A 22253-nucleotide genomic window follows, 5' to 3' on the forward strand; every position below is an offset into this window, starting at 1 on the left:
GCCAAGTTGTGTGGCCGCGATCTGCGTGCCATGATGGCGCCGCGCCGCACGACGCATGCCATTCCGGCATCTCTGCCGCATCACCATAATCAGAAGACGTTCGTCACAACGTAGTTTGCCTGTTCGTTCGGGGGTTCGATGGCAAATCGGGGAATCACTGCTGCCGCGCGTGCGATCACCGCGCGCTCGTTCGTTATCGTCATGGCCGCCGTGGCCGTCACCGCACTCGCGGGATGCTCGGCCACGCAATTCCGCAAAAAAGATACGCTGCAAGACGCCGCCAATGGATTCGACGGCGCGGTAAAAGCATCCGCCAACGCGCTGGACGTCGAGATGAAGTCACGGGCGCGCGTAAGGCGGGCGGAGGCCATCGAAAATTACGTCCGCACCTTCAGAGGCAACCCGCGACCCGACGAGGACATCGCGGCCGGCGATGTCCTCGGCTCCTTCGCCCGTTTCGTGTGCGCCGGGTCGGACAGCTTTGTCAGGGAACGCGCGGCGATGGCCTATTCCAACGCCTATTCGAGCGGGCTGAAGGATGTGCTTGCCGAGGGCGACGATTCGATAGGCGGCCAATGGACGCGGCTTCAGGCGTTGCGAAAACCGATCAAGGTGCCTGGCGTCGCGGACGACACACCGCCGCAGGAAGCCGTGCTGGCCTGTGCGATTGCGCTTGAGGAGCAACTCTCCAAGTGGCATGGACGCGCCACCACCGACGCCAGCCGGGAGACGCTTGTTGCGGCCGTGCCGGCCGCCATTGCGGCATACAAGGCCATCGTTGCGTTGGTTCAGACCGGACTCACGGCGTACAACGATATGGAGGCGAAACAACGCTTCGCCGACTACGTGAACCGCTTCCATGCCGATTTCACGAAGGTGATGGATCGCGACTTTGCCGCGTCGGATATCGAAAGGGCATGGACGACACGGCAGATCGTCTCGTTGCAGCGACCGCTGGCCACGTTTCGCAAGCTTCTGATCACGCCGGCCGGCATCTCGAACGACAACGACGATATCCGGATTCGGGAACTCGGCATGCAGGCCAACGAGCAACTGGCCGAGTACGATGCGCTGCACGCGAGCCAGTCTCCCGTGCAGTTGCGCGAAAAACTGGTGGCAGCGGAAGATCAGCTCTTCAAGCTGGTGAACGACAAACACGTGTCGATCTCCGAGTTGATCGCGTTCTTCAACGAGTTGAAAGACGATTTCAACAAGGCCAAGGGCCAATATGAAGCCGCCGACGCCGCTGTGCGCGCGGTTCCCGGGGCGTGGCAGCAATGAAGCGGCTCGCACTGAGGATCGCGGCCGCCGTGCTGACTTCCGGCTCCGCCGCCAACGCTTTCGCCCAATGGCAGGCACCGCCTGCGCCCGAGCGGCCCGCGCCCACGGTCATCCCCACGATTTCGGTGAAACCGGTGGTGACCGAAGTCCCCACCGTGCCGCCTGCCGTCGCCACCCAGGTCGTGCAGGAAGCAAGATCGTCGGACGTGAGAGAGGCCTTGAAGCAGCAGGACCTGTCGTTGAAGAAGGAGCAGGCAGCGCTGCTGCGCGCGCCTCAGACACCGTTGATCGCCGCCAAAGTCGACGGTATCGCCAAGGCACGCATGAACATCGCCTCGGCGAACAATCTGCTGATCGGCGGCGCGCCAGATGCCGAGGAAGTGCTGACGGACCAGCTGGAAACCATTCTGGCGATCATGCGGCCGGTCTACGGATTCTGCTCGGGCGCCCCGTGGGTCGACGAACAGACCGTCGGCTGGGCGACGTGGCGGGATGCCGTGCGTCCGATTTCCAGCCGTATCGCGGCCGTCGCCCGAAGTGTCGGCGTGATATTCATGTATGACGATGCGCAGTCCACCATCGCCAGGGTCGGCGCGACCGTCTTCGTTGTCGGCAAGTCGCACGTCGTCACCAATCGCCACGTACTCAAGGACTACGCCTATCGCGATAGCTCCGGCAAGTGGGTCATGAACGACGACAAGCAGATTCTCTCCGTGTCGTTCCCCTACGAATACCGGAAATGCGATGCCCGCACCACGCCGCGCGACGTTCGGATCATCGGCATCGAAAGTGTGGGCGACGCCGACGACGACACTGCCGATTTCGCGATTTTGCGGACCGAGGACAACGCATTGCCGCCACCGCCGCCGCTGGCCGATGTCTACGATCTCGACGACGGTGCCAGAGTGGCTGTCATCGGCTATCCGGCCCGGCCGGTCAACTGCGAAGCCAAGCTCAGGCCCGGCGAAGAATGCGCGAACCTGACCGACCCCCAGATCGATGCGCTGTTCGCGTTGCCGAACCATTCCACCACGTTTCCGGCAGAGCGCTTCGCCCCGGGGTTCACGATACCGAGTCCCAAACTGGACGACATGCTGTTCACCTACGACTCGTCAACCTGGAAGGGCAATTCTGGCTCGCCCGTCATTCGCCTGTCGGACGGCAAGATCGTCGGCCTGCATTCCGGCGGGAAAAGCCGAAACAAGGGCAAGCAAATGGAGGGGATTTACAACAACGGCATCAAGATCGAACGGGTGCGAAAGGCGCTTGCGGACGCGGGCATCACACAGTGACCCCGCAGTGGCCGCTCAGTGGCCGCTCAGTGATCGCGCAGTGATCGTGCAATGAGCGCGATTACCCTGCCTCGTTGCAGTCCGGCACCAGCGCGCCCATCGATCCTTGCTGATAGCGACGTGTGAGGGCGACGAGATCGCCTTCGTCGCGTGCGGCGAAGTTGCCTCGATAGACCACGGCGCCGCCGAGCGGCTCACCGCCCGTCAGCATCAGGCGGGCGCCCTGGCGTCCGGCCAGTTGCCAAACGCCCGGCGGCAGCAACAACGCTTGCGCCCCGGCGCCTTCCGCACGTAGTACGTGACCGGGGGCGTGACCGCCGGCGTGAGCGGCGAGCGCGGCTTCGCCTTGCGCAATCAGCGCGACCCAGCGACGTCCGTCGCACGGAATTTCCAGCGTAGGCAGCGCATCCGCCAGCCAGTCGAGTTGCAGCAACGTGGTGCGGCCGCCGTCTGCGCGCGCCACCCGGCGCCCGGCCCACTCACCGCAGACCAGCGTCAGGTCGACATCACCTTCGCGCCAGCGCGGCATCGCCTCGGCACGCACGACCGTTTGCGACGGCGCGCCGTGCGGATGGTGCCCGGCACGATTGACGACCATGCGCACGCCGCGCACCGCTGCGCGAGCGTTCTCGGGCGTGTCCTCATGCACTGTGCCGCAATGGGTTTCGAGCCACAGCAGATCGCCGGGATTCACCCGATCTTGGCCACCGTGCGCATGCCGGCAACGCAACGATGTCGTCGATTCGGGAAACAGATACGTCGCCACCACACATCCGGCATGCGGATGCGGCGGGATACAGGCGCCCTGACGACGGAAGACGTCGATCGACAGAAACGGATCCGTCTGTTCGACCTGATCGAAAACGCCCGCCCCCGCCGCGGCCGCACATCGACCGGGACGGGAGACGGGAAGCACGCGCGGGATGGCCGGCGCCTCGGCATGGGCGGCCTGGCGTCTTGCCGGGCGCGGATGCAGCGGTGTCGAGTTGGCCATGGGGGACCCGGCGCGTGCGGGAGACTGCTCAGTGCCGCGCGACGGCTTAGAGCGCGGCGATGGCTTCGCGGGCGCCGGCGAAGGCGGCCGCCGCCGATTCCGGACCGCGCGCCAGACCTTCGGCGAAGATGAACGTCACGTCCGTCATGCCGAGGAAGCCGAGAATCGACTTGAGGTACGGGGTCTGGCTGTCGGCCGGCGTGTCCTTGTAGTTGCCGCCGCGGGCGAACGCCACGATCACCTTCTTGCCCTGGATCAGGCCTTCCACGCTGCCATCTTCACGGTAACGGAAGGTGACGCGGGCACGGGCGATCCAGTCGAAGTACGACTTGAGCTGCGTCGGCACCTGGAAGTTATACAGCGGCACGCCGAATACGACGTAGTCGGCCGCCTGAATTTCGGCGATCAGCGCGTCGCTGCGGGCGATGATGGCCTTCTGCGCGTCGGTGCGCTGCTCTTCCGGCGTGAAAAAGGCGCCGATCACGGCTTCGTCGAGATGCGGCACACCGTCGGTCAGCAGATCGCGCACGACGACCTTGGCGCCGGCGTTCCTGGCAACGAGTTGAGCGACCGCTTCATTGGCGAGCGTGGTCGAGTTCGCACCTTGCGAACGGGCGGCGGAATTGATTTGCAGAATGGTGGTCATTTCACTGGCTCCAGAGCCGGGGTAGTTCCCGAAGGGTTCGAAAATCCGTTCGCGCCTGGCCCCCGTCTCGGGTCTGCCGTGAATTGCGCGTCGGCTTGGGATGAATTCTAGTTACCCCCAAAAATGAAACAAGCCGGTAAAATCGAATTGTTTGTTCCCATTTTGGAACAATGCCCATTGACGGCAATTTTGCTGAATGACGCGTCACCGAGGAGCGCGCGATGATTGACGACCTGAACGACATGCTGATCTTCGCGGAAGTCGTGCGCTCCGGCAGCATCACGCGGGCGGGCGAACGTCTCGATTTGCCCAAGGCCACGGTCAGCCGGCGTCTGTCGCGACTGGAGTCGCGCCTCGGGACCAGACTGCTGCACAAGACGACACGGCGCCTGGAACTGACGGAAGTCGGCGAGGCGTATTACGAGCGTTGCCTGCCGATTCTCGAAGAGGTGGAAGAGACGCGGGATTTCGCGTCGCAGATGTCGAGCAAGCCCCGTGGCCGCCTGCGCATCACCGCGCCTGCCGACTTCGCCGCGCAATGGCTCGCCGTGCCGCTCGCGACCTTCTGTGCGGCTTATCCCGAAATCACCGTCGATGTCGATCTGAGTTCGCGTCAGGTCGATCTGATCGCCGAGCGCGTGGACGTCGCCATTCGCGCCGGCCAACTCTCCGATTCCACCCTGGTGGCGCGTCCGCTGCTCGTACTCACGCGCAGTCTCTACGCGAGTCCGCTTTATCTGAGTGCCACGGGCCTGCCCGCCGCGCCGGACGAGCTGGCAGATCATCGCTTCGTGATCCTGCAAGGCGCGCGGCGTCTGTTCAATTCCGACACGTTGCACAAGGGCCGTCAGCGCATGGACATCACCATGCACGGCGCGATTCAGGTCAACAGCATGGGAATGGTCAAGGAAATGGCGTTGGCGGGCAGCGGTATCGCTGCGCTCACCGACATTCTGGCGGAGGATGCCCTGCGTTCGGGCCGTCTGGTGAAGGTGCTGCCGGACTGGTCGCTACCCGCGAGTCCGGTGCATCTGGTCACGCCATCGCGACGTTTCCTGCCGCGCAAGACGCAGGCCTTCATCGAGCATATGCTCGCGGTCGCACGCACTTGCCCCGAGGAAAATCGCGACCCGTCGGTGCCCGGTCCCGCACAGGGCTAGCTGCCTCGCGCAAGGCCCTTACCTTACCTCACCGCACCGTCGGACGATCAGTCCGCTGCCAGCCACTTCTCGCGACGCTGTGCCGCGCCGCGATCGCGTGTCTCGGCGATACGGTATTGCGAGATTTCGGGGGCATCGAGCGTGAGCGTGGTCTCGCGCAACTCGTCGCGGCGGAAAGCATGCACCGTCACCTTGTCGCCCGTGCGGTAGCGCTCCAGCAGCTTGTCGAGATTGCCCGAAGTCACACGCAGGCCGTCGATGGCGACGAGCGAGTCGCCCGCCGAGAGACCGGCGGCCTGTGCCGCACCGCCATCGAACACCTGGGCGAGCGTCACGTCGTCACCGCGCTTGCCGGTCTTCGCACCGATGGACGGACGACCGTTCTCCGGCGTCACCGGCGCAAGCGTAAGCCCCATGCGCTCAAGCAGCGATGCCAGCGGCAGGTCGCGCGTGCCGTTGATGGCGGTCGCGAAGAAATCGGACAGATCGAGGCCCGAGACTGCTTCGAAGAACGGCTGCACGGCGTCTTCCTCGATCCCCACGGGCGAGCCGCGATAGAAGTCGCGGCCGTAACGCTGCCACAGCGCGCGCATGATATCGTCCAGCGACTTCTGTCCGCGCGTCTGCGCGCGAATCGTCAGATCCAGGGCGAGCGCGACGAGCGAGCCCTTCGTGTAATAGCTCACGATGGCGTTCGGTGCGTTTTCGTCCTGACGGTAATACTTCGTCCAGGCGTCGAACGAACTTTCGGCAACGGTCTGCTTGAGACGCCCGCTGCCGCGCAGCACGTTCGCGACCGTCTTCGCCACGAGTTCGTAATACGCCGGCGGTGCGATCACGCCGCTGCGCACGAGCATCAGATCGTCGTAGTAGGACGTGAAGCCTTCGAACAACCACAGCAGCCGCGTATAGTTCTCCCGATCGAGCGCGTATGGCGCAAACGCAGCCGGTTTGATGCGCTTGACGTTCCACGTGTGGAAGTACTCGTGACTGACCAGACCGAGGAAGCCGCGATAAGCGTCGCTCATGCGGGCCTGTCCTTGCACCGGCAGGTCGTGACGGCTGGCGAGCAGCGCGGTCGAGGCACGATGTTCCAGCCCTCCGTAGCCATCGCCGACCGTCATGAGCAGGAAAACGTAACGCGACATCGGCACACGCGAGCGCGAGCTTGCGCCCGGCTCGAACAGACGAATCTGCGCCTCGCAGATCTTCTTCATGTCGCGCAGCAAGCGGTCCAGATCGAGGTTGGGCACGGGCCCCGTGATCGCCACTTCGTGTGTCACACCGCAGGCCTTGAACGTGCCGTGCACGAACGTTCCCATTTCGACCGGCGAGTCGATCAATTCGTCGTAGTCCACCGCGAGGTAGCGGCCGAAGTCCAGCGCCGCCGTGCCTTCGGCCAGTTCGAGTGCCGTTGCCACACGCCACGACCTGAACGCCGCACCGCGCGGGCGCAGCACGTCCACTTCGCACGGTGCGTGCTCCTGCCCCTGCACGCGCAGAAACACGCTCGTGCCGTTGAAGAAGCCGTGCGTGTCGTCCAGATGCGCCGCGCGCACCGACAGATCCCACGCGTACACTTCGTACGTCACGATCAACGTGCCCTTGCACGGCGCGGCCTGCCACGTGTGCTTGTCGAGCTTGTCGAGCGCGATCCTGCGGCCTCGGCACGTCGCACCGATCGTCACGATGTTGCGCGCGAACTCGCGCACCATATAGCTGCCCGGAATCCATGCGGGCAGCGTGAAGCGCTGGCCCTCGGGCGCAGGATTCGAGACCGTGACGCTCACTTCGAACAGATGGGCGGCGGGCGACTTCGGAACGATGGCATACCGGATGGCAGCTTGAGCGGACATGGCTTTCATGAGAGGGCGGCTTCTTGTTCTCGGGAAGGGGCAGGCGGCGGCCGGAAGATTACTTGAGCGTGGCCAGGGCCTTTTCCAGCTCTTCGGCAGGCACCGCGCCCGGCAGACGGCGACCGTCGGACAGAACGATGGTCGGCGTGCCCGTGATGTTGAGCTGATGGCCCAGCGCGAAGTTGTCCTTGACCGGTTTGTCGTCGCACGAGGCGGCCGGCGTCGGCGGGGTCTTCTCGCCGATCATCCAGTCGTGCCAGACCTTGAGCCGGTCCGGCGCACACCAGATCGCCTTCGACTTGGCGTCCGAATCCGGGCCGAGCACCGGATAGAGGAAGGTATAGACGGTAACGTTGTCGATCTTCGAGGACTTCAGCGTCGCTTCGAAGCGCTTGCAGTACGGGCAGTTCGGATCCGAGAAGACGGCGATCTTGCGGCTGCCGTTACCCTTCACGTACTTGAACGACCGGTCGAGCGGCAGCTTGGCGAAGTCGATTCTGTTCAGTTCGGATTGGCGCGCTTCGGTCAGGTTCCGGCGCGTTTTCGTGTCGATCAGATTGCCGCCGAGAATCACGTATTGCGCCTTCTCGTCGGCATACATGATCTCGCCACCGACGGACACTTCGAAGAGGCCCGGAATCGGTGTGCGCGCGACCGACTTGACCGGGGCGTCATCGCCGAGCTTCGTCTGCACGGCGGACTTCACGCGATCGAGCGTTGCGTCGGACTTGTTCTGCGCGACGGCGGACGCCGTGAAGGTCGCGGCGCAAACGGCGGCGAGTGCAAATCCAGCGAACGCCGCGGCGCGATAACGTTGCAACATCGAGTATCTCCAGAAGTGTGTCGATCGAGGGGCGCGGCCGGCACGGCCGGTCCTCACCGACGCTGCCGACGCCCGGAAGCGATCGGCGGGTCAACGATTCAGGGGGTCAGCCCAGGGCGCGGCCGATCAGGAATTTCTTGACGAAAGGCAGCATGTTCACGCTGTCGAGTCCCGCGTTGCGAACGAACTTCGCGAGCGGGCTGCTCGTCGAGAACAGCTTGTGCAAGCCGTCCGTCGTGAACGCCATGCTGCCGATATCTTCCTTGCGGGCGCGTTCGTAGCGACGCAGTACCGCGGCGTCGCCGCAATCGCGGAACGATTCGCGTCCGGCAATAGCGTCGCCAAGCGCCGCCACATCCCGCAGACCGAGGTTCATACCCTGTCCGGCGAGCGGATGCACGACGTGCGCCGCGTCGCCGACGAGCGCCACGCGCTGCGCGATCAGCCGCCTGGCCTGCGCGAGAACGAGCGGGAAACCCTGAGCGCGCGCTGAGACCGGTGTGAGGCGTCCGAGTTCACCGTGGGCGAAGGTTTCGATGCGTTGCGCGAGTTCTTTGGGATCGATCGCGAGCAGATGCCGGGCGTGATCGTTGGCTGCGGACCAGACCAGCGAGACGTGCTGACCGGGCAGTGGCAGCAACGCAATGATTTCGCCGTCGTGAAACCACTGGAACGCAGTATCGCGGTGCGGGCGTTCCGCGCAGAAGTTGCACACGACGCCCAACTGCTCGTAGGGGCGCACCGAGCCGTCCAGCCCGGCGGTGCTGCGCACCCACGAGTGCGCGCCGTCTGCACCCACAACGAGCGCGGCACGCAGCGTCTTGCCGTCCGACAGACGCACCGACGCGGCGGCGGCATCGACTTCGAGCGCTTCGGCCCGGGCGTCGAGCCATTGGACTTGCGGGGAGAATCGCAGCGCCGCATCGAGCGCACGCTCCAGATTCGACGACTCCGCGATCCAGGCGAGTTGCGGCACCGCCGCCTGATAAGCGGAGAAATGGAGGCTGCCGCGCTCGTCGCCGAACACTTCCATGTCGTAGACGGGATTGATGCGCGCCGGATCGACGGCCTGCCAGACCCGCATGCGTTCGAAAAGCACCTGAGAACTCGACGACAGTGAGTAGATGCGGGCGTCCCACGTGTCGCTCCCGACTGGGGCGGCGGCGGCTGGCTGAGCGAGCAGGGCAACGGACAGGCGAGCCTGTGACAGGAGCAGAGCGGCGGCCTTTCCGACCAGACCGCCACCGACGACGACGACATCGTGCGTTTGGCTGGAGGTTTGCGTTTGAGACATGCGGCGAATGCAGCGCCTGCGCCTGAATCGCGCGAGCCGGCTGGTTCAGAGAAAACGAGATGGCGTATTGTCGCACGCCCGCCGGGCCAGCGACTCCCTGCCCCGGCGCGATGTCCGGGACGCAGCGTCGCAGTCCGTTCCCCGGCGCTATACTTCGGCGCATACAGACACGGAGTCCCCCTATGCGCCTCGATAACGAATCCGAAAGCCAGAACGTCGAAGACCGCCGGGGGGGCGGTTTCGGAGGGCGCACGACCATCGGCATCGGCACGATAGTCGTGGCGCTGGCTGCCTCCTACTTCTTCGGGATCGACCCGCGCGTCATCATTCAGGGCTCGCAGATGATCCAGGGGCAGACGCAGTCACAACCCCAGACCAACCCGAATGCCGCGCCCGCCAACGATCCCAAGTCGGTGTTCACCCGCAAGGTGCTCGGCAATATCGAGCGCACCTGGGCAACGGTGTTCCCGCAGCAACTCAATCGTCAGTACGTTCCGCCGAAGCTGGTGCTGTTCTCGGGCGCGACGCCGACCGCGTGCGGCACCGGACAAACCGCCATGGGGCCGTTCTACTGTCCGGGCGACAGCAAGGTCTACATCGACTTGCAGTTCTACGACGAGTTGCGCCAACGCTTCGGCGCAGGCGGCGACTTCGCGCAGGCGTACGTCATCGCCCACGAAGTGGGCCATCACATCCAGAATCTGCTGGGCATTTCCGAGAAGTTCGACGAGACGCGACGTCGCGTGAGCGAGGCGCAGGCGAATGCGTTGTCTGTACGGCTGGAGTTGCAGGCGGATTGCTTCGCCGGTGTCTGGGCGAACAACGCGGCCAAGGCGAATCAGCAGTTGCTGGAGCCGGGCGACATCGAGCAGGGTCTGAAGACGGCGGCGGCCATTGGCGACGACCGTTTGCAGCAACAATCGCAGGGTCGCGTGGTGCCGGAGTCTTTCACTCACGGCACGAGCGCCCAGCGGGTGTATTGGTTGCGCCAGGGCCTGCAAACGGGCGACATGCGCAAGTGCGACACGTTCTCGGCAAAGCAGTTGAGCTGATGCGCCCGGCCCGGGTCGCCCCGGCGGGCACCCGGCGACCGGTAAAGGTGCCGTTGAGGGCGGAACGGGTACAATAGCGGACTTTCCGCGACGCAATCCCGGGCCCGTTCCACGGTGTTCACCGGGCATTTGTCGGCGCGCACTTATCGGATCAGACAGGATTTAGCATGAGCCTCAAATGCGGCATCGTCGGTTTGCCCAACGTCGGCAAGTCGACCCTTTTCAACGCGCTGACCAAAGCGGGCATCGCTGCCGAGAACTACCCGTTCTGCACCATCGAGCCGAACGTCGGCGTGGTGGAAGTGCCGGACCCGCGTCTGAGCAAGCTCGCCGAGATCGTCAAGCCCGAGCGCATCATGCCGGCGACGGTCGAATTCGTGGACATCGCCGGTCTGGTGGCGGGTGCGTCGAAGGGCGAAGGTCTGGGTAACCAGTTTCTCGCCAACATCCGTGAAACGGACGCCATCACGCACGTCGTGCGTTGTTTCGAAGACGAGAACGTCATTCACGTTGCCGGCAAGGTGAACCCGATCTCGGACATCGAAGTCATCAACACCGAACTGGCGCTGGCCGACCTGGGCACGGTCGAGAAGGCGCTGCAACGCTACACGAAGGCCGCCAGGTCGGGCAACGACAAGGAAGCGGCCAAGCTGGTGGCCGTGCTGGAGAAGGTGGTGCCGGTGCTCAACGAAGCGCGTCCGGTGCGCTCGCTCAAGCTTTCGGAAGACGAACTGGCGCTCATCAAGCCGTTCTGTCTGATCACGGCCAAGCCGACGATGTACGTCGCGAACGTGAAGGACGACGGTTTCGAGAACAACCCGCATCTGGACGCCGTGCGCAAGTACGCCGAAGCCGAGAACGCGCCGGTCGTGGCCGTGTGCGCGGCCATCGAGGCCGAGATTGCGGACATGGAAGACGCCGACAAGGCCGAATTCCTCGCCGACATGGGCATGGACGAGCCGGGTCTGGACCGCGTGATCCGTGCGGGCTTCAGGCTGCTGGGCTTGCAGACGTATTTCACCGCGGGCGTGAAGGAAGTGCGCGCATGGACGATCCACGTGGGCGACACCGCCCCGCAAGCGGCCGGCGTGATTCACACCGACTTCGAGCGCGGCTTCATCCGCGCCCAGACCATCGCGTTCGACGACTACATCCAGTACAAGGGCGAACAGGGCGCGAAAGAAGCCGGCAAGATGCGCGCAGAAGGTAAGGAGTACGTCGTGCAGGATGGCGACGTGATGAACTTCCTGTTCAACGTCTGACGCGAGCCCGCGTTACGCCACGAAACACCCCGGCCCTGTGCCGGGGTGTTTCGTTCTGGAGTACCGGTTTGTCGCGTCACGGGTGCAAAACGGACGGCGTACCGGCCCCCGCCCGGCACCATGTCCCGGCGCCGCCCATGCGGTTAGACCCGATCACGCCGCCCATTCCTCGCGAATGATCTTTGCGATCTGCTCGCCCGTTGCGCGATTGTGGGCCTGTACCAGCGCTACGGCGCCCGCGTCGTCTCCGGCTTCGCACAGACGCAGCAGTTCGCGGTGCTCCTCGTGCGAGCGCGTTGCATTGCGCGGCTTTTGCCACGTCAGAAACAGATAGCGTCCGAGATTCAGCCGCGCCGTCGCAACCGCGCGCTGGAAGTACGGGCGCTCCGCCTTCGCGTACAGCATGCCGTGGAACGCCGCGTTGCGCGTCACGATGTCCGTAAGCTCGGTCGCCGCCTCCAACGCGTCCAGCACCGCCCGCGCGCGGGCCAGATCGGCGCGCGACAGGTTCGGCATCGCCAGCGCCATCAAACGGCCTTCCAGCAACGCACGGAAATCGGCCAGTTCCCGCGCATCGTCTTCGGTGAGCGATGTCACCACCGTGCTCCGATTCGTACGGCTCACGGCAAGCCCGTCCGACGCGAGCATCGTCAACGCCTCGCGCACCGGCACGTGACTCACACCCAGCGCCGCCGCCAGATGGTCCTGGCGAAGCGGCTCGCCCGGCTTCAGCTCGCCGCGTCCGATCTGCTCGCGCAGCGCCTCGTACGCTCGCTCGACCGCAGTCCCCGCAATGGATTCGTCGCGCATTGTCAGCCCCTTCCGGTTAACTATATATAATCACGTAAATTATATATTATTTAGAGAACGGTGAATCCAATGCCTATCGTCGGCCCTTCAGCACCTTCAGCACCGCCGGCCCCATCGCGGTCCACGCCTTCCATGTCTTCCGCCTCGGCCAGTTCATCCCCTGTTCCCACCGCATTTCCGCCTGAGGGTCTTTGGAAGCACGCGTTGCTGCTCGGTATCGGTGTCGCCGTGGGAGTTGCATTGTTCGCGGCGGGGCTGCGCGGCAACACGCTTGCCGTGGCCGTCGTCGTCCTGCTCTGTCTCGGCTACTGGGCGACGGGCTGGCTTCCCGACTTCGTCGTCTCCCTGATGCTGATGTTTCTGCTGATGACCTGCACTTCGCTCGGTGCAAACGTCGTCTTCTCCGGCTTCACATCGAGCGCGTTCTGGCTCGTCTTCAGCGGCGCGGTCATCGGCATGGCGCTGAATGTCACCGGATTGGGTGAGCGCGTCGCCGTGCGACTGGCAGATCATTGCGGCCATGCGTATGGTCTCGCGCTCGCAGGCTTTGTTGCCATCGCGTTCGCACTGGGGATCGTCATGCCGTCCACGCTCGGCCGGATCGCCATCCTCACGCCCATCGTGCTGAGCTTCTGCGACCGCGTGGGGCTCACGCCCGGCCGCCCCGGTCGCACCGGCCTGATGCTCGCCACGGCGTTGGCCAGTTGCGAACTGTCGACGGCGATTCTGCCCGCCAACCTGCCGAACCTCGTGATGGCCGGCACCGCCGAAGCGGTGCTCGGCCTGCGCCTCGGTTACGGCGAATACGCCATTGCGCTCGTCCCCACGCTCGCCATGGTTCGCGGCGTCGTGCTGGTCGCCGTTGCCCAGCGCCTGTTCCCGGACCGCCTGTCGGCCCCCGTTATCACGGGCGCGAACGATATCCCCGCGCCACGCCCGTCGATGCGCACGGACGAAAAGCGGTTGCTGGGCGCACTTGTCCTTATGCTCGTGCTGTGGCTCACCGAACCATGGCATCACATCGCAGCGGGGTGGATCGGCCTGGGCATCGCATTGCTGTGCCTCGGGCCATTGCGCCTCGTGAATCCGGACGCCTTCCTCAAACAGGTCAAACTCGCTCCGCTCTGGTTCGTCGCGGCCATCATCGGACTGACGGCGGCTGTCGACCATGCCGGTCCGGCCAACGCGTTGCGCCCCGCGCTTGCCCATCTCGATCTGGCGCAGATGTCGACGATGCCGGCCTATCTGGTGCTCGTCGGCCTGTCGATTGCGCTCGTGTGCCTCGTCACATCGAACGCCGCCCCCGCGCTCTTCACGCCGCTGGTGCCTGCGCTCGCCCTCGGCGCACCGCTCGGCATGAAGGCGGTATTGCTCACGCAGACCGTCGGCATCTCGACCATCGTGCTCCCCTATCAGGCGCCGCCGCTCGTGCTCGCCATGGCACTCGCAGGCGTGGGCATTCGGGACGCCACCCGTTATTGCCTCGCCACCACGCTCGTCGCCCTGCCAAGTGTCGTGCCGCTGACAGCCCTCTGGTGGCAGGCGATCGGACGTCTTCACCAGTGAACCCGCGGGTAGCGCCATCCCGCCCGCCACGGCCGAGTCTTCATTTCAAACGCGGGTTTGGGAGGGCGAGGGGCGGGACACCATCGGCTGTCCACCGGCATGATTCCGCGTGATGCGGCGTTGGACCCGCTTCGACGCCACTCGATGCGGCTTTCTCACCACGCCGGTCTCTTCGGAGACCGGGTCGTCTAATATGAAATCGCATCGCGCCTCGGGAATGCGCTGCTTGAGGTGCTTGGCCGCATAACGCGACAATCGCGACAATCGCGACAATCGCTCATCGGACAGGACAACATCGCCGCACGCGCATACCAAAGGCAGTCACCGTAGTCGAACCGCGCCGTTTCATGCAGCCAAGGGGGTTCTTGCATGACATCGAAGTCGCCGGCTGTCACCCACGTTTCACCGGACGCGCCACGCGAGCGGCGGCACTGGTCCGAGGATCCGGCCCGCATCCGTCTTTACGGCGGGGCGGGCATCGTCATGACGCTTGCCGTGTTCGTCGCGTGGGGGTACCGATACCTGCTATCGGGCCCGCCGGGCGTCAGTCCGATCGCCATCGACTTTCTGCCTTTCTGGAGCGCCTCGCACTTCGTGCTGCAAGGGCATGCGATCGACGCCTACAACGTCGAGTTGATGTCGAAACTGCAAATCGCCGCGCAACCCTGGGCCGCCCGCATCGGCGGCTACCTGCCGTGGTTGTATCCCCCGGTGATGATGGTGTTTCTCGCCCCCCTCGCGTTGCTGCCCTATGTCTACGCCTACGCGCTGTACGCGCTGGTCGGTCTGAGTCTGTACTACACGGCGCTGCGCCGTACGCTCCCGTGGCCGGGCGCCCGCGTGCCCACACTGGGCTTTCCCGGCATCATGCTCGTGATCGTTGCCGGTCAGGTTGCGCTCTACACTACGGCGCTCGCGGGCTTCTCGCTCGTGTTGCTACGCAAGCGCCCCGTGTGGGCCGGTGTGTTCGCCGGGCTGCTGTTCATCAAACCGCATGTCGCGCTGCTCTTCCCGCTCGCCTTTGTGTGCGCACGGGAGTGGCGTGCGCTCGCTGCGTGCGTCGTCACCGTCATCGGCACCACGGCGCTCGCTGCCGTTGTTTTCGGCTTCGACGTCTATCTCGCGTTCGTACACGCCTCGGAGTTTGCCCGCCAGAGCATCGTCAATGGCGCGGCGCAGATCGCGCGCGTGCCGAGCTTCTTCATCACGGCGCGCATGCTGGGGGCGTCGGTCGGCGTCGCGGCGGCGGCCCACGCGGTCGTGGCGCTGTGCGCCGTCGCCGTGCTGATCGACTTCTGGCGGCGTGCGGGAGCGTTCGCGTTGCGCGCTGCCACGCTCGTATGCGCCACGACCCTCATCAGCCCTTATCTCTACGATTACGATCTCGCGCTGCTCGCCGTCGTCATCGCCTGGTATGTGCGTGACGGCCTCGCACGCGGCTGGCTGCGCGGCGAACGCGAGTGGCTCGTATTGCTATGGATCACGCCTTTGCTCGGGCTGCTGGGTTCGTTGCAGATCGGCTTCCAGTTCCTGCCGTTCATTACGCTCGGCACGCTGGTCATGCTGTGGCGGCGCCGTCGCCGTCTCGCTCACGTGCCGGATGCGAATGATGCGAGCGAAGCCGGTGACGCCGGTGGCGCCGCCACGCCCCGCCGTCGCGTCACCACGCCGGCGTTCACGAGGTAACTGCCATGCCCCGCGCCGCCGCTCGTCCCGATTCGTCTCACTCCGCCCACCGCACGCCGCTCGTCACGCTCGTGGTGCCCTGTCACAACGAAGCGCCAGCGCTCGCGAAGTTCTACCGCACATTGGCCCCGGTGCTCGACGGCGTTGCCAATGCGCGTTTCGAGATCGTTTGCGTGAACGACGGCAGTACCGACGATACGCTCAATGTGCTGCTCGCCCTGCGCCGCGACGACCCCCGCATACGCATCGTCGATTTCACCCGTAACTTCGGCAAGGAAGCGGCGCTGAGCGCCGGCATCGACGAGGCGCTGGGCGACGCCGTCATCCCCATCGACGCCGACTTGCAGGACCCGCCCGCGCTCATCCCGGTGATGATCGAACGCTGGCGCGACGGTGCCGAGGTCGTGCTCGCCAAACGCACCAATCGCGCGAGCGACAGCGTCGCCAAACGCGTGGCGGCCGGGTTTTATTACCGCGTCCACAACCGGCTCTCGGAAGTGAAGCTGCCGGAGAACGTCGGCGATTTCCGGCTGATGGACCGCCGTGTCGTCAGCGCCATCAAGCGTCTGCCGGAGCGCTGCCGCTTCATGAAGGGCCTGTTCGCATGGGTCGGGTTTCAGACGGAAGTCGTTGAGTACGTGCGCGAGCCGCGCGCTGCGGGCGAATCGAAATTCTCCGGGTGGCGGCTGTGGAATTTCGCGCTCGAAGGCATTACCAGCTTCAGCACGGTGCCGCTGCGCTGCTGGACGTACATCGGCGTGTCGCTCGCCCTGATGTCGCTCACGTATGGCAGCTACATTGCGCTGCGCACGATCATCCACGGCGTCGACGTTCCCGGCTACGCGTCGTTGCTCGTCGGCGTTCTGTTTCTCGGCGGGATTCAGCTCGTCGGCATCGGTGTCATCGGCGAGTATGTGGGCCGCATCTATTACGAGTCGAAGGCACGTCCCCTGTATCTCGTACGACGCCGTTATCAGTCCGGCGTGAAGGTGAGTCAACTGCCCTCACGCGCCGGCATGCGGGCGCCCGGCCGCCCCCTCATGCGCGTCGATATGTCCAGTAGCGATGGAGCAGGAAAGTCGTCGGCGGCACGATCAGCACGACCGCAGCGATCCCGATCCAATGGTTCCCTCCGAGACGCTCGACCGTTCGTGCGACGAGCGTCGTGAGCAGAAGCCCGAAAATCGAGACCGGCAGGAACCGCGCGAGGCTCGTGCGATGGACACGCGCGGAGAAGCTCCAAAGCGTATTGAGCAGATAGGAGCACGGCGTCGCAACACAGAATGCCACGGCATTTGCGAGCACCGGACCCGCACCGGCCGCCTCGATGAGCGTGATCGCGACGATCACATGCACGGCCGTCGAAATCACGCCCGACACCCCGAAGCGCATAAGCGGCACGAGCCACGTTCGTACGTGGGGCGACGCTCGCAAGCGTTGCAGCCGCGAGGAAGATGCTGAAGAAGATGTCTGACGCAAGTCCGGCATCGTTTCGATCATCCAAGTGGCGTTCATGGCCGGTTCGCCTGCCAATACCGGCACATGCCGCAGGATTGCCGAAAGGTTGCAATGCAGCATCGGTGCATCGGCCCGTCGGGACTGAACGACTAAGAATTTATGCCATTTTCGCGAGACGTGGGTTGCATGCCTGTGCGAGACGTCTAGGATTGCGATGTACTCCGCAATGAAAAGACGACGTCCGACAACGACAGGAGGAAGACAATGCAACGCCCCAATGCCATCCACGCCGCCAGTGCTCTGGCTTTTGCCGTCACCACGTAGAGCGCGTCCCTGTATGCCGCCGATGCCACGGCATCGTCCCCCGCTTCCGCTTCGGCGCCCGCCCAAACGCTGAGCGTCGAAGGGTTATTGCAACCCGCCGACATTCTGATCGACCATAACGGGGTGCCGCACATCTTCGCCGCCAATGAGCGTGACGGGTTCTTCGTGCAGGGTTTCAATGCCGCACGCGATCGTCTGTTCCAGATCGATCTCTGGCGGCGCCGGGGCCTCGGACAACTCTCCCAAGTGTTCGGGCGCGCCTATCTAGCGCAGGACGATGCTGCGCGGCGCTTCGTCTACCGGGGCGACATGGGCGCGGAGTGGCGTCGGTACGGCCCCGACGCCAGACCGGCCGCCGAAGCGTTTGCGGCAGGGGTGAATGCCTACATCGACTGGCTCGCGCGACATCCCGATCAAATGCCGTACGAATTCCGCAAGGTCGGCTACTGGCCCGCGAAATGGAGCGCGGAGGACATCGTACGCATTCGCAGCCACGGCCTGACACGCAATCTGAAGAGCGAGGTCGCCCGCGCCAAGGTCGTGTGCAAGGCGTCGCTGGACGCCGACAGCGTGCGCGTCGGCCTGCAACCCGCCTGGAAGACGCAGGTGCCCGACGGTCTCGATCCGTGTCTGCCCGACGACCTGCTCAAGGTCTTCGATCTCGCCACGCAAGGCGTGAAGATCACGAAGGAATCGCTGCAACAGGCCAATGCCGATATCGTGCAGGTCGCCGAGAACGGGCCGTACGACGTCTCCACCGAATCGGCGGAAGGCAGCAACAACTGGGTCGTGTCGCCGCAAAAGTCGGCGACGGGCCGCGCCATCATGGCGAACGATCCGCACCGCGCCTATGCGGCGCCGAGCCTGCGCTACATCGTGCAGGTAAGCACTCCCACGCTCAATCTGATCGGTGCCGGCGAGCCGGCCATTCCGGGCGTCGCCATCGGGCACAACGGCACCATTGCGTTCGGTCTCACGATCTTCAACATCGATCAGGAGGATCTGTACGTCTACGACCTGAACCCGGCCAATCCGGACCAGTATCGCTACCGTGGCAAATGGGTGCCGATGCGCACCGTCCACGAAACCATCGACGTGCGCGACGGTGCACCGGTCCACACAGATCTCAAATTCACCAGGCACGGGCCCGTCATTTATGTCGACGCGGCCAGGCATCGCGCGTATGCCGTGCGCACCGCGTGGCTCGAACCGGGCATGTCGCCCTACTTCGACGCCATGCGCTACATGCGCGCCAAAACCTATGCCCAGTTCCAGACGGCACTCGACACATGGGGAGCGCCCACCGTCAATCAGGTCTATGCGGATGCATCGGGCAACATCGGCTGGGTGCCGAGCGGCATGGCCCCGATTCGTCCGAACTGGGACGGTCTGATGCCCGTGCCGGGTGACGGGCGCTATGAATGGGCCGGCTTCTGGCGGCGCGACCAGTTGCCGTCGTCCTATAACCCGGCAAGCGGTTATTTCACGACGTCCAACGAGATGAACATGCCCGCCGGGTATCCCTACGCGCAGCGCAAGCTCGGCTTCGAGTGGACGAACGGCTCCCGGCACGCGCGCATCGACGAGGTGCTCAAGGCGAAGGACAAGGTATCGCTGGAGGATTCGGAACGTTTGCAGAACGATATCGTGTCGATACCGGCGCGACGTCTGGTAGCACTGCTGGCGCCGCTCACGAGCGACGATCCGCAAACGTCTGCGGCGCTTGCGCTACTCAAGGGGTGGGATGCGCATATGGGCGCCGATTCGGCCCAGGCCGCGCTGGAGGAGGTCTGGTTCAGCCGGCATCTCGGCCGTGCCTACAAAAATGCGGTACTCCCCAAGTCGGCCGCCGAAACGTTTGGCGCGCCGGACCCGGCGGCAATGCTCGATGCACTCGAACAGCCTGCCGCCCGTTTCGGCGCGAACGCCAACGCCAAGCGCGACGCCGTGCTGCTCACAAGTCTGGGCGAGGCGTGGGCGGAGATGGTCAAGCTGCAAGGCAGCGACCCGGGCGCCTGGCAATGGGGCAAGCTTCAGACGAACCTGAACGCGCATCCACTCGCCGACGCCGTGGACGCCGACATGCGCGCCAGGCTCAACGTCGGTCCGCTCGCGAAGGGCGGCAGTGCGTTCACGCCGAACCAGTCGACCTATCGCGTGAGCGACTTCCGGCAGACGAACGGTCCGTCGTTCCGGATCGTGGTCGACGTAGGCAACTGGGACAACACGCGCGCGATCAACTTGCCGGGCGAATCGGGCAATCCCGACAGCCCGCACTATCGCGATCTGGCACAGAAGTGGCTCGACGGTGAGTATTTCAAGCTGCCATATTCGCGTGAGGCCGTGGAAGCCGCGACGGAGTCTCGGCTGCATCTGGTGCCTGCGACGGCACGTTGACTGGGGAAAACGCAGGCGGCTGGCTTGGCAGGCCCAACCGCTTGCTGCCGGTGCGCAGTCGGAGTCGATCGCACCTCGTCCAGGCGTGACGCGGACATCGGGTCCGCATGGAACCCTCATGAAACCCTAATGAAACCCGCATGGAATCCGCGTCGAGCGAGCGTCGATCAATGCCCGCCGGGCACGAACTCCGGCTTGTCGCGTTTGATGCTGCGCGAGTCGACGGCGTTGGTCGGCACCAGCAAGAGCAGGAGCACCACGCCGATAGAGATCGCGAGGATCGACAGGAACGTGAGATGCAGCGAGTGTTGCAGCACCGCCCGGATCGCCTGATCGGCCACCGTGGACACCCCGCGATCTTCGAGCACGTGGCGCAGTTGGTCGGAGGTCACTGGCGCGAGGCCGCTCGAATGCGTCAGCCCGAAGTTGAGCACCGCACCGAAAAGCGTCGCGCCCAGCGTGCTGCCGAGATTGCGCGAAAAGATGTTCGACGCCGTGGCGCTACCGCGCTGCGAGGGATCGACGATTTCCTGAATCAGCACGAGCGCGCTCACGCTGCCCGTGCCCATCGAGAAGCCCATCAGCAACGAGCCGAACCCGGCGAGCAACGGCGAACTGCCCGGCCCGAGCAGGGCAAAGACGAGTCCGCCGAGCGGCATGAGCAGGCTGCCGCCCACGAGAATGCGCCGCAGACCGAATCGCGTGAACGTCTTGGCCGCAAAGGTCGAGCCGATGGGCCAGCCGACCATGATCATGGTGAGCGCCATGCCGGCCACGACCGGTGTTTGACGAAGCACGCCCTGAGCGTACATCGGCAGAAACGTCGTCAAGCCCATCAGCACCATGCCCGAAAGCAGCGTCGCCGCATTGGCCGCGGCAATCGGACGGCGGCTCCACAGCGCGAACGAGATCATCGGATCCTTGGCGCGCCGCTCCTGCCAGACGAACAGCAATACGGCGATGGCGCAAGCAAGGACACCGCCCCATACGTGGGTATCGCTGAATGCGTTCGCGTCGGTCAGGGCGATCATCAAGGCCGCCACCGCGATGGTGAAGAACACGGCGCCCATCACATCGATGCTCGGTCGCTGACGCGGGGCGTCCTCGTGCAGATAGGCCACGAAGCCCGCCGCGGCCAGCAAACCGATCGGAATGTTGATCCAGAAGATCCACGACCACGACAGGTCGCGGATGATGAGACCGCCGAGCATCGGACCGAGCACGGCCGAAATGGCCCACACGCTGGCGAGCCAGCCTTGCACCTTGCCGCGCTCGCTGATCGGGTAGTGATCGGCAACGATCACAAGGCTCACCGGCTGGATGCACGCGGCACCCACACCCTGCAACAACCGGAAAGCGATCATCGCGGGCATCGACCAGGCCAGCCCGCCGCCGAGCGAGGCGATGAGAAAGACCGCGATACCCACGAGAATGACGGGCTTGCGGCCATAGAGGTCGGCGAGCTTGCCGAACACCACGGTCATGGCCGTCTGCGCGAGCAGAAAAGCAGAGAAGACCCAGCTGTACAGATTCAGGCCGCCGAGCTGGGCAACGATTTGCGGCATGGCCGTCGAGATGATCGTGGCTTCGATGGCCACCATGGACGTTGCGGCCATGACGGATGCCACAATCAATGGCCGCACGGAATTGCGTGTCGCAGACATGTAATTTTTTGAAGTGGGAGTGCGTAACAACTTGCCAGAGAGGCGCAGCACCCTGTCGGATGCGGCCACCGCGCCAGTTAGCGAAAGACGGGGATCGAACGTGGCGGCAATGCCGCACGCGTAGTCAAGACGGCTTGGGCCTGGCGATGGCGACAAGCATAGCCGAATGCGGCAAAGCGCGTATGGCGCTCGCGGGCGGGCGGCGCCCTTGTCAAGGGCGCCTTGCGGGGCGTGGGCACCCGCCGGTACGCGCGTCCAATCCCCCTATCCGCGTTCGGGTTTTGGAAGGTTTCGGACGACGAAATACCGTCAGGCCGTACTGCGATTGCGCTTGATGACGCCGTAGATTGCGAGCAGCACGATAGCGCCGATGATCGAGGCGATCCAGCCGGCCGACTCGCCTTCCGAGTACAGATGGAGGAACTGACCGACATATTTGGCGAGCAGCGCGCCGGCAATGCCGAGAATGATGGTCATGATGATGCCCATGCTGTCCCGCCCGGGATGCAGGGCGCGCGCGATGAGACCGACGATCAGACCGACGACGATGGTGCCGATAATGCCCATGACGAACCTCCAAGGACGGGAACCCGAACGCAGTATAGCCCCGATTTCCGAACGCTCGCGTCCAATCCCGAAACCGCCCGCTGCCGTGTTGCGTCCATCCGACGGCCGCCCAGACGTCTGA

17 protein-coding genes and 1 pseudogene are annotated in these 22253 nt (G+C 64.7%); 9 read left to right on the forward strand and 9 right to left on the reverse strand.

Going from position 1 to position 22253, the window contains the following annotated elements:
• Window positions 1-138: 138 nt before the first annotated feature.
• Window positions 139-1281: a hypothetical protein gene (locus AB870_RS20370; RefSeq protein WP_047906083.1), complete on the forward strand. Its 1143-nt coding sequence runs from the start codon at window positions 139-141 to the stop codon at window positions 1279-1281.
• A complete protein-coding gene (locus AB870_RS20375) occupies window positions 1278-2573 on the forward strand; it encodes a trypsin-like peptidase domain-containing protein (protein ID WP_047906084.1) in 1296 nt (431 codons plus the stop codon). The genes AB870_RS20370 and AB870_RS20375 overlap by 4 nt, the downstream gene beginning before the upstream one ends.
• Window positions 2574-2634: 61 nt before the next feature.
• Here AB870_RS20375 and AB870_RS20380 read toward each other — a convergent pair whose 3' ends face one another.
• Both AB870_RS20380 and AB870_RS20385 read right to left on the reverse strand, forming a co-directional pair.
• A complete protein-coding gene (locus AB870_RS20380) occupies window positions 2635-3567 on the reverse strand; it encodes a pirin family protein (RefSeq protein ID WP_047906085.1) in 933 nt (310 codons plus the stop codon).
• Between the two features lie 46 nt (window positions 3568-3613).
• A complete protein-coding gene (locus AB870_RS20385; RefSeq protein ID WP_047906086.1) occupies window positions 3614-4213 on the reverse strand; it encodes an FMN-dependent NADH-azoreductase in 600 nt (199 codons plus the stop codon).
• Between the two features lie 221 nt (window positions 4214-4434).
• Here AB870_RS20385 and AB870_RS20390 point away from each other — a divergent pair, with 221 nt between their 5' ends.
• On the forward strand, window positions 4435-5373 hold the full coding sequence (locus tag AB870_RS20390; protein ID WP_047906087.1) for a LysR family transcriptional regulator: 939 nt from the start codon (window positions 4435-4437) through the stop codon (window positions 5371-5373).
• A gap of 47 nt (window positions 5374-5420) precedes the next feature.
• On the opposite strand, the gene AB870_RS20395 is transcribed toward AB870_RS20390, so the two are convergent.
• The 3 genes from AB870_RS20395 to AB870_RS20405 all read right to left on the reverse strand — a co-directional run bounded on the left by AB870_RS20395 (window position 5421) and on the right by AB870_RS20405 (window position 9346).
• Complete coding sequence (locus AB870_RS20395; RefSeq protein ID WP_084663937.1) at window positions 5421-7238, reverse strand: M61 family metallopeptidase; 1818 nt, start codon at window positions 7236-7238, stop codon at window positions 5421-5423.
• Between the two features lie 49 nt (window positions 7239-7287).
• Window positions 7288-8052, reverse strand: a complete 765-nt coding sequence (locus AB870_RS20400) for a DsbC family protein (protein ID WP_047906088.1) — start codon at window positions 8050-8052, stop codon at window positions 7288-7290.
• 106 nt (window positions 8053-8158) lie between these two features.
• A complete protein-coding gene (locus AB870_RS20405) occupies window positions 8159-9346 on the reverse strand; it encodes a UbiH/UbiF family hydroxylase (RefSeq protein ID WP_047906089.1) in 1188 nt (395 codons plus the stop codon).
• A gap of 182 nt (window positions 9347-9528) precedes the next feature.
• Here AB870_RS20405 and ypfJ point away from each other — a divergent pair, with 182 nt between their 5' ends.
• Both ypfJ and ychF read left to right on the forward strand, forming a co-directional pair.
• Entirely contained in the window at window positions 9529-10398 is an 870-nt protein-coding gene (gene ypfJ, locus AB870_RS20410; protein ID WP_047906090.1) for a KPN_02809 family neutral zinc metallopeptidase, read from the forward strand.
• 167 nt (window positions 10399-10565) lie between these two features.
• Window positions 10566-11660 (forward strand): redox-regulated ATPase YchF, encoded by a 1095-nt coding sequence (ychF, locus tag AB870_RS20415; protein ID WP_047906091.1) that lies wholly within the window; start codon window positions 10566-10568, stop codon window positions 11658-11660.
• Between the two features lie 153 nt (window positions 11661-11813).
• Here ychF and AB870_RS20420 read toward each other — a convergent pair whose 3' ends face one another.
• Window positions 11814-12470, reverse strand: a complete 657-nt coding sequence (locus AB870_RS20420) for a GntR family transcriptional regulator (RefSeq protein ID WP_047906092.1) — start codon at window positions 12468-12470, stop codon at window positions 11814-11816.
• Window positions 12471-12674: 204 nt separating this feature from the next.
• Here AB870_RS20420 and AB870_RS20425 point away from each other — a divergent pair, with 204 nt between their 5' ends.
• The 3 genes from AB870_RS20425 (at window position 12675) to AB870_RS20435 (ending at window position 16891) form a co-directional block, all read left to right on the forward strand.
• Window positions 12675-14036: an SLC13 family permease gene (locus AB870_RS20425; protein WP_053059458.1), complete on the forward strand. Its 1362-nt coding sequence runs from the start codon at window positions 12675-12677 to the stop codon at window positions 14034-14036.
• 369 nt (window positions 14037-14405) lie between these two features.
• Window positions 14406-15722 (forward strand): glycosyltransferase family 87 protein, encoded by a 1317-nt coding sequence (locus AB870_RS20430; protein ID WP_053059459.1) that lies wholly within the window; start codon window positions 14406-14408, stop codon window positions 15720-15722.
• A gap of 5 nt (window positions 15723-15727) precedes the next feature.
• Complete coding sequence (locus AB870_RS20435) at window positions 15728-16891, forward strand: glycosyltransferase family 2 protein (RefSeq protein WP_084663941.1); 1164 nt, start codon at window positions 15728-15730, stop codon at window positions 16889-16891.
• Here AB870_RS20435 and AB870_RS27470 read toward each other — a convergent pair.
• Window positions 16836-17300: pseudogene (locus tag AB870_RS27470) on the reverse strand (GtrA family protein); the annotation flags it as partial. The gene AB870_RS20435 and the pseudogene AB870_RS27470 sit on opposite strands and share 56 nt — an antisense overlap.
• Before the next feature lie 213 nt (window positions 17301-17513).
• On the opposite strand from AB870_RS27470, the gene AB870_RS20445 reads away from it, so the two are divergent.
• Window positions 17514-19901, forward strand: a complete 2388-nt coding sequence (locus AB870_RS20445; protein ID WP_047906093.1) for a penicillin acylase family protein — start codon at window positions 17514-17516, stop codon at window positions 19899-19901.
• Window positions 19902-20068: 167 nt separating this feature from the next.
• Here the strand turns inward: AB870_RS20445 and AB870_RS20450 are convergent, their stop codons facing one another.
• Window positions 20069-21565: an MDR family MFS transporter gene (locus tag AB870_RS20450; protein ID WP_047906094.1), complete on the reverse strand. Its 1497-nt coding sequence runs from the start codon at window positions 21563-21565 to the stop codon at window positions 20069-20071.
• 309 nt (window positions 21566-21874) lie between these two features.
• Window positions 21875-22132, reverse strand: coding sequence for a GlsB/YeaQ/YmgE family stress response membrane protein (locus tag AB870_RS20455; RefSeq protein WP_047906095.1), 258 nt, complete (start codon window positions 22130-22132; stop codon window positions 21875-21877).
• Window positions 22133-22253 lie beyond the last annotated feature (121 nt).

This window comes from Pandoraea faecigallinarum (assembly GCF_001029105.3).
Taxonomy (GTDB): domain Bacteria; phylum Pseudomonadota; class Gammaproteobacteria; order Burkholderiales; family Burkholderiaceae; genus Pandoraea; species Pandoraea faecigallinarum.

Bases quoted from the DNA above. Each gene is read 5' to 3' on its own strand.
- AB870_RS20370 (WP_047906083.1), top strand. From the start codon at position 139: ATGGCAAATCGGGGAATCACTGCTGCCGCGCGTGCGATCACCGCGCGC.
- AB870_RS20375 (WP_047906084.1), top strand. From the start codon at position 1,278: ATGAAGCGGCTCGCACTGAGGATCGCGGCCGCCGTGCTGACTTCCGGC.
- AB870_RS20380 (WP_047906085.1), bottom strand. From the start codon at position 3,567: ATGGCCAACTCGACACCGCTGCATCCGCGCCCGGCAAGACGCCAGGCC.
- AB870_RS20385 (WP_047906086.1), bottom strand. From the start codon at position 4,213: ATGACCACCATTCTGCAAATCAATTCCGCCGCCCGTTCGCAAGGTGCG.
- AB870_RS20390 (WP_047906087.1), top strand. From the start codon at position 4,435: ATGATTGACGACCTGAACGACATGCTGATCTTCGCGGAAGTCGTGCGC.
- AB870_RS20395 (WP_084663937.1), bottom strand. From the start codon at position 7,238: ATGAAAGCCATGTCCGCTCAAGCTGCCATCCGGTATGCCATCGTTCCG.
- AB870_RS20400 (WP_047906088.1), bottom strand. From the start codon at position 8,052: ATGTTGCAACGTTATCGCGCCGCGGCGTTCGCTGGATTTGCACTCGCC.
- AB870_RS20405 (WP_047906089.1), bottom strand. From the start codon at position 9,346: ATGTCTCAAACGCAAACCTCCAGCCAAACGCACGATGTCGTCGTCGTC.
- ypfJ (WP_047906090.1), top strand. From the start codon at position 9,529: ATGCGCCTCGATAACGAATCCGAAAGCCAGAACGTCGAAGACCGCCGG.
- ychF (WP_047906091.1), top strand. From the start codon at position 10,566: ATGAGCCTCAAATGCGGCATCGTCGGTTTGCCCAACGTCGGCAAGTCG.
- AB870_RS20420 (WP_047906092.1), bottom strand. From the start codon at position 12,470: ATGCGCGACGAATCCATTGCGGGGACTGCGGTCGAGCGAGCGTACGAG.
- AB870_RS20430 (WP_053059459.1), top strand. From the start codon at position 14,406: ATGACATCGAAGTCGCCGGCTGTCACCCACGTTTCACCGGACGCGCCA.
- AB870_RS20435 (WP_084663941.1), top strand. From the start codon at position 15,728: ATGCCCCGCGCCGCCGCTCGTCCCGATTCGTCTCACTCCGCCCACCGC.
- AB870_RS20450 (WP_047906094.1), bottom strand. From the start codon at position 21,565: ATGTCTGCGACACGCAATTCCGTGCGGCCATTGATTGTGGCATCCGTC.
- AB870_RS20455 (WP_047906095.1), bottom strand. From the start codon at position 22,132: ATGGGCATTATCGGCACCATCGTCGTCGGTCTGATCGTCGGTCTCATC.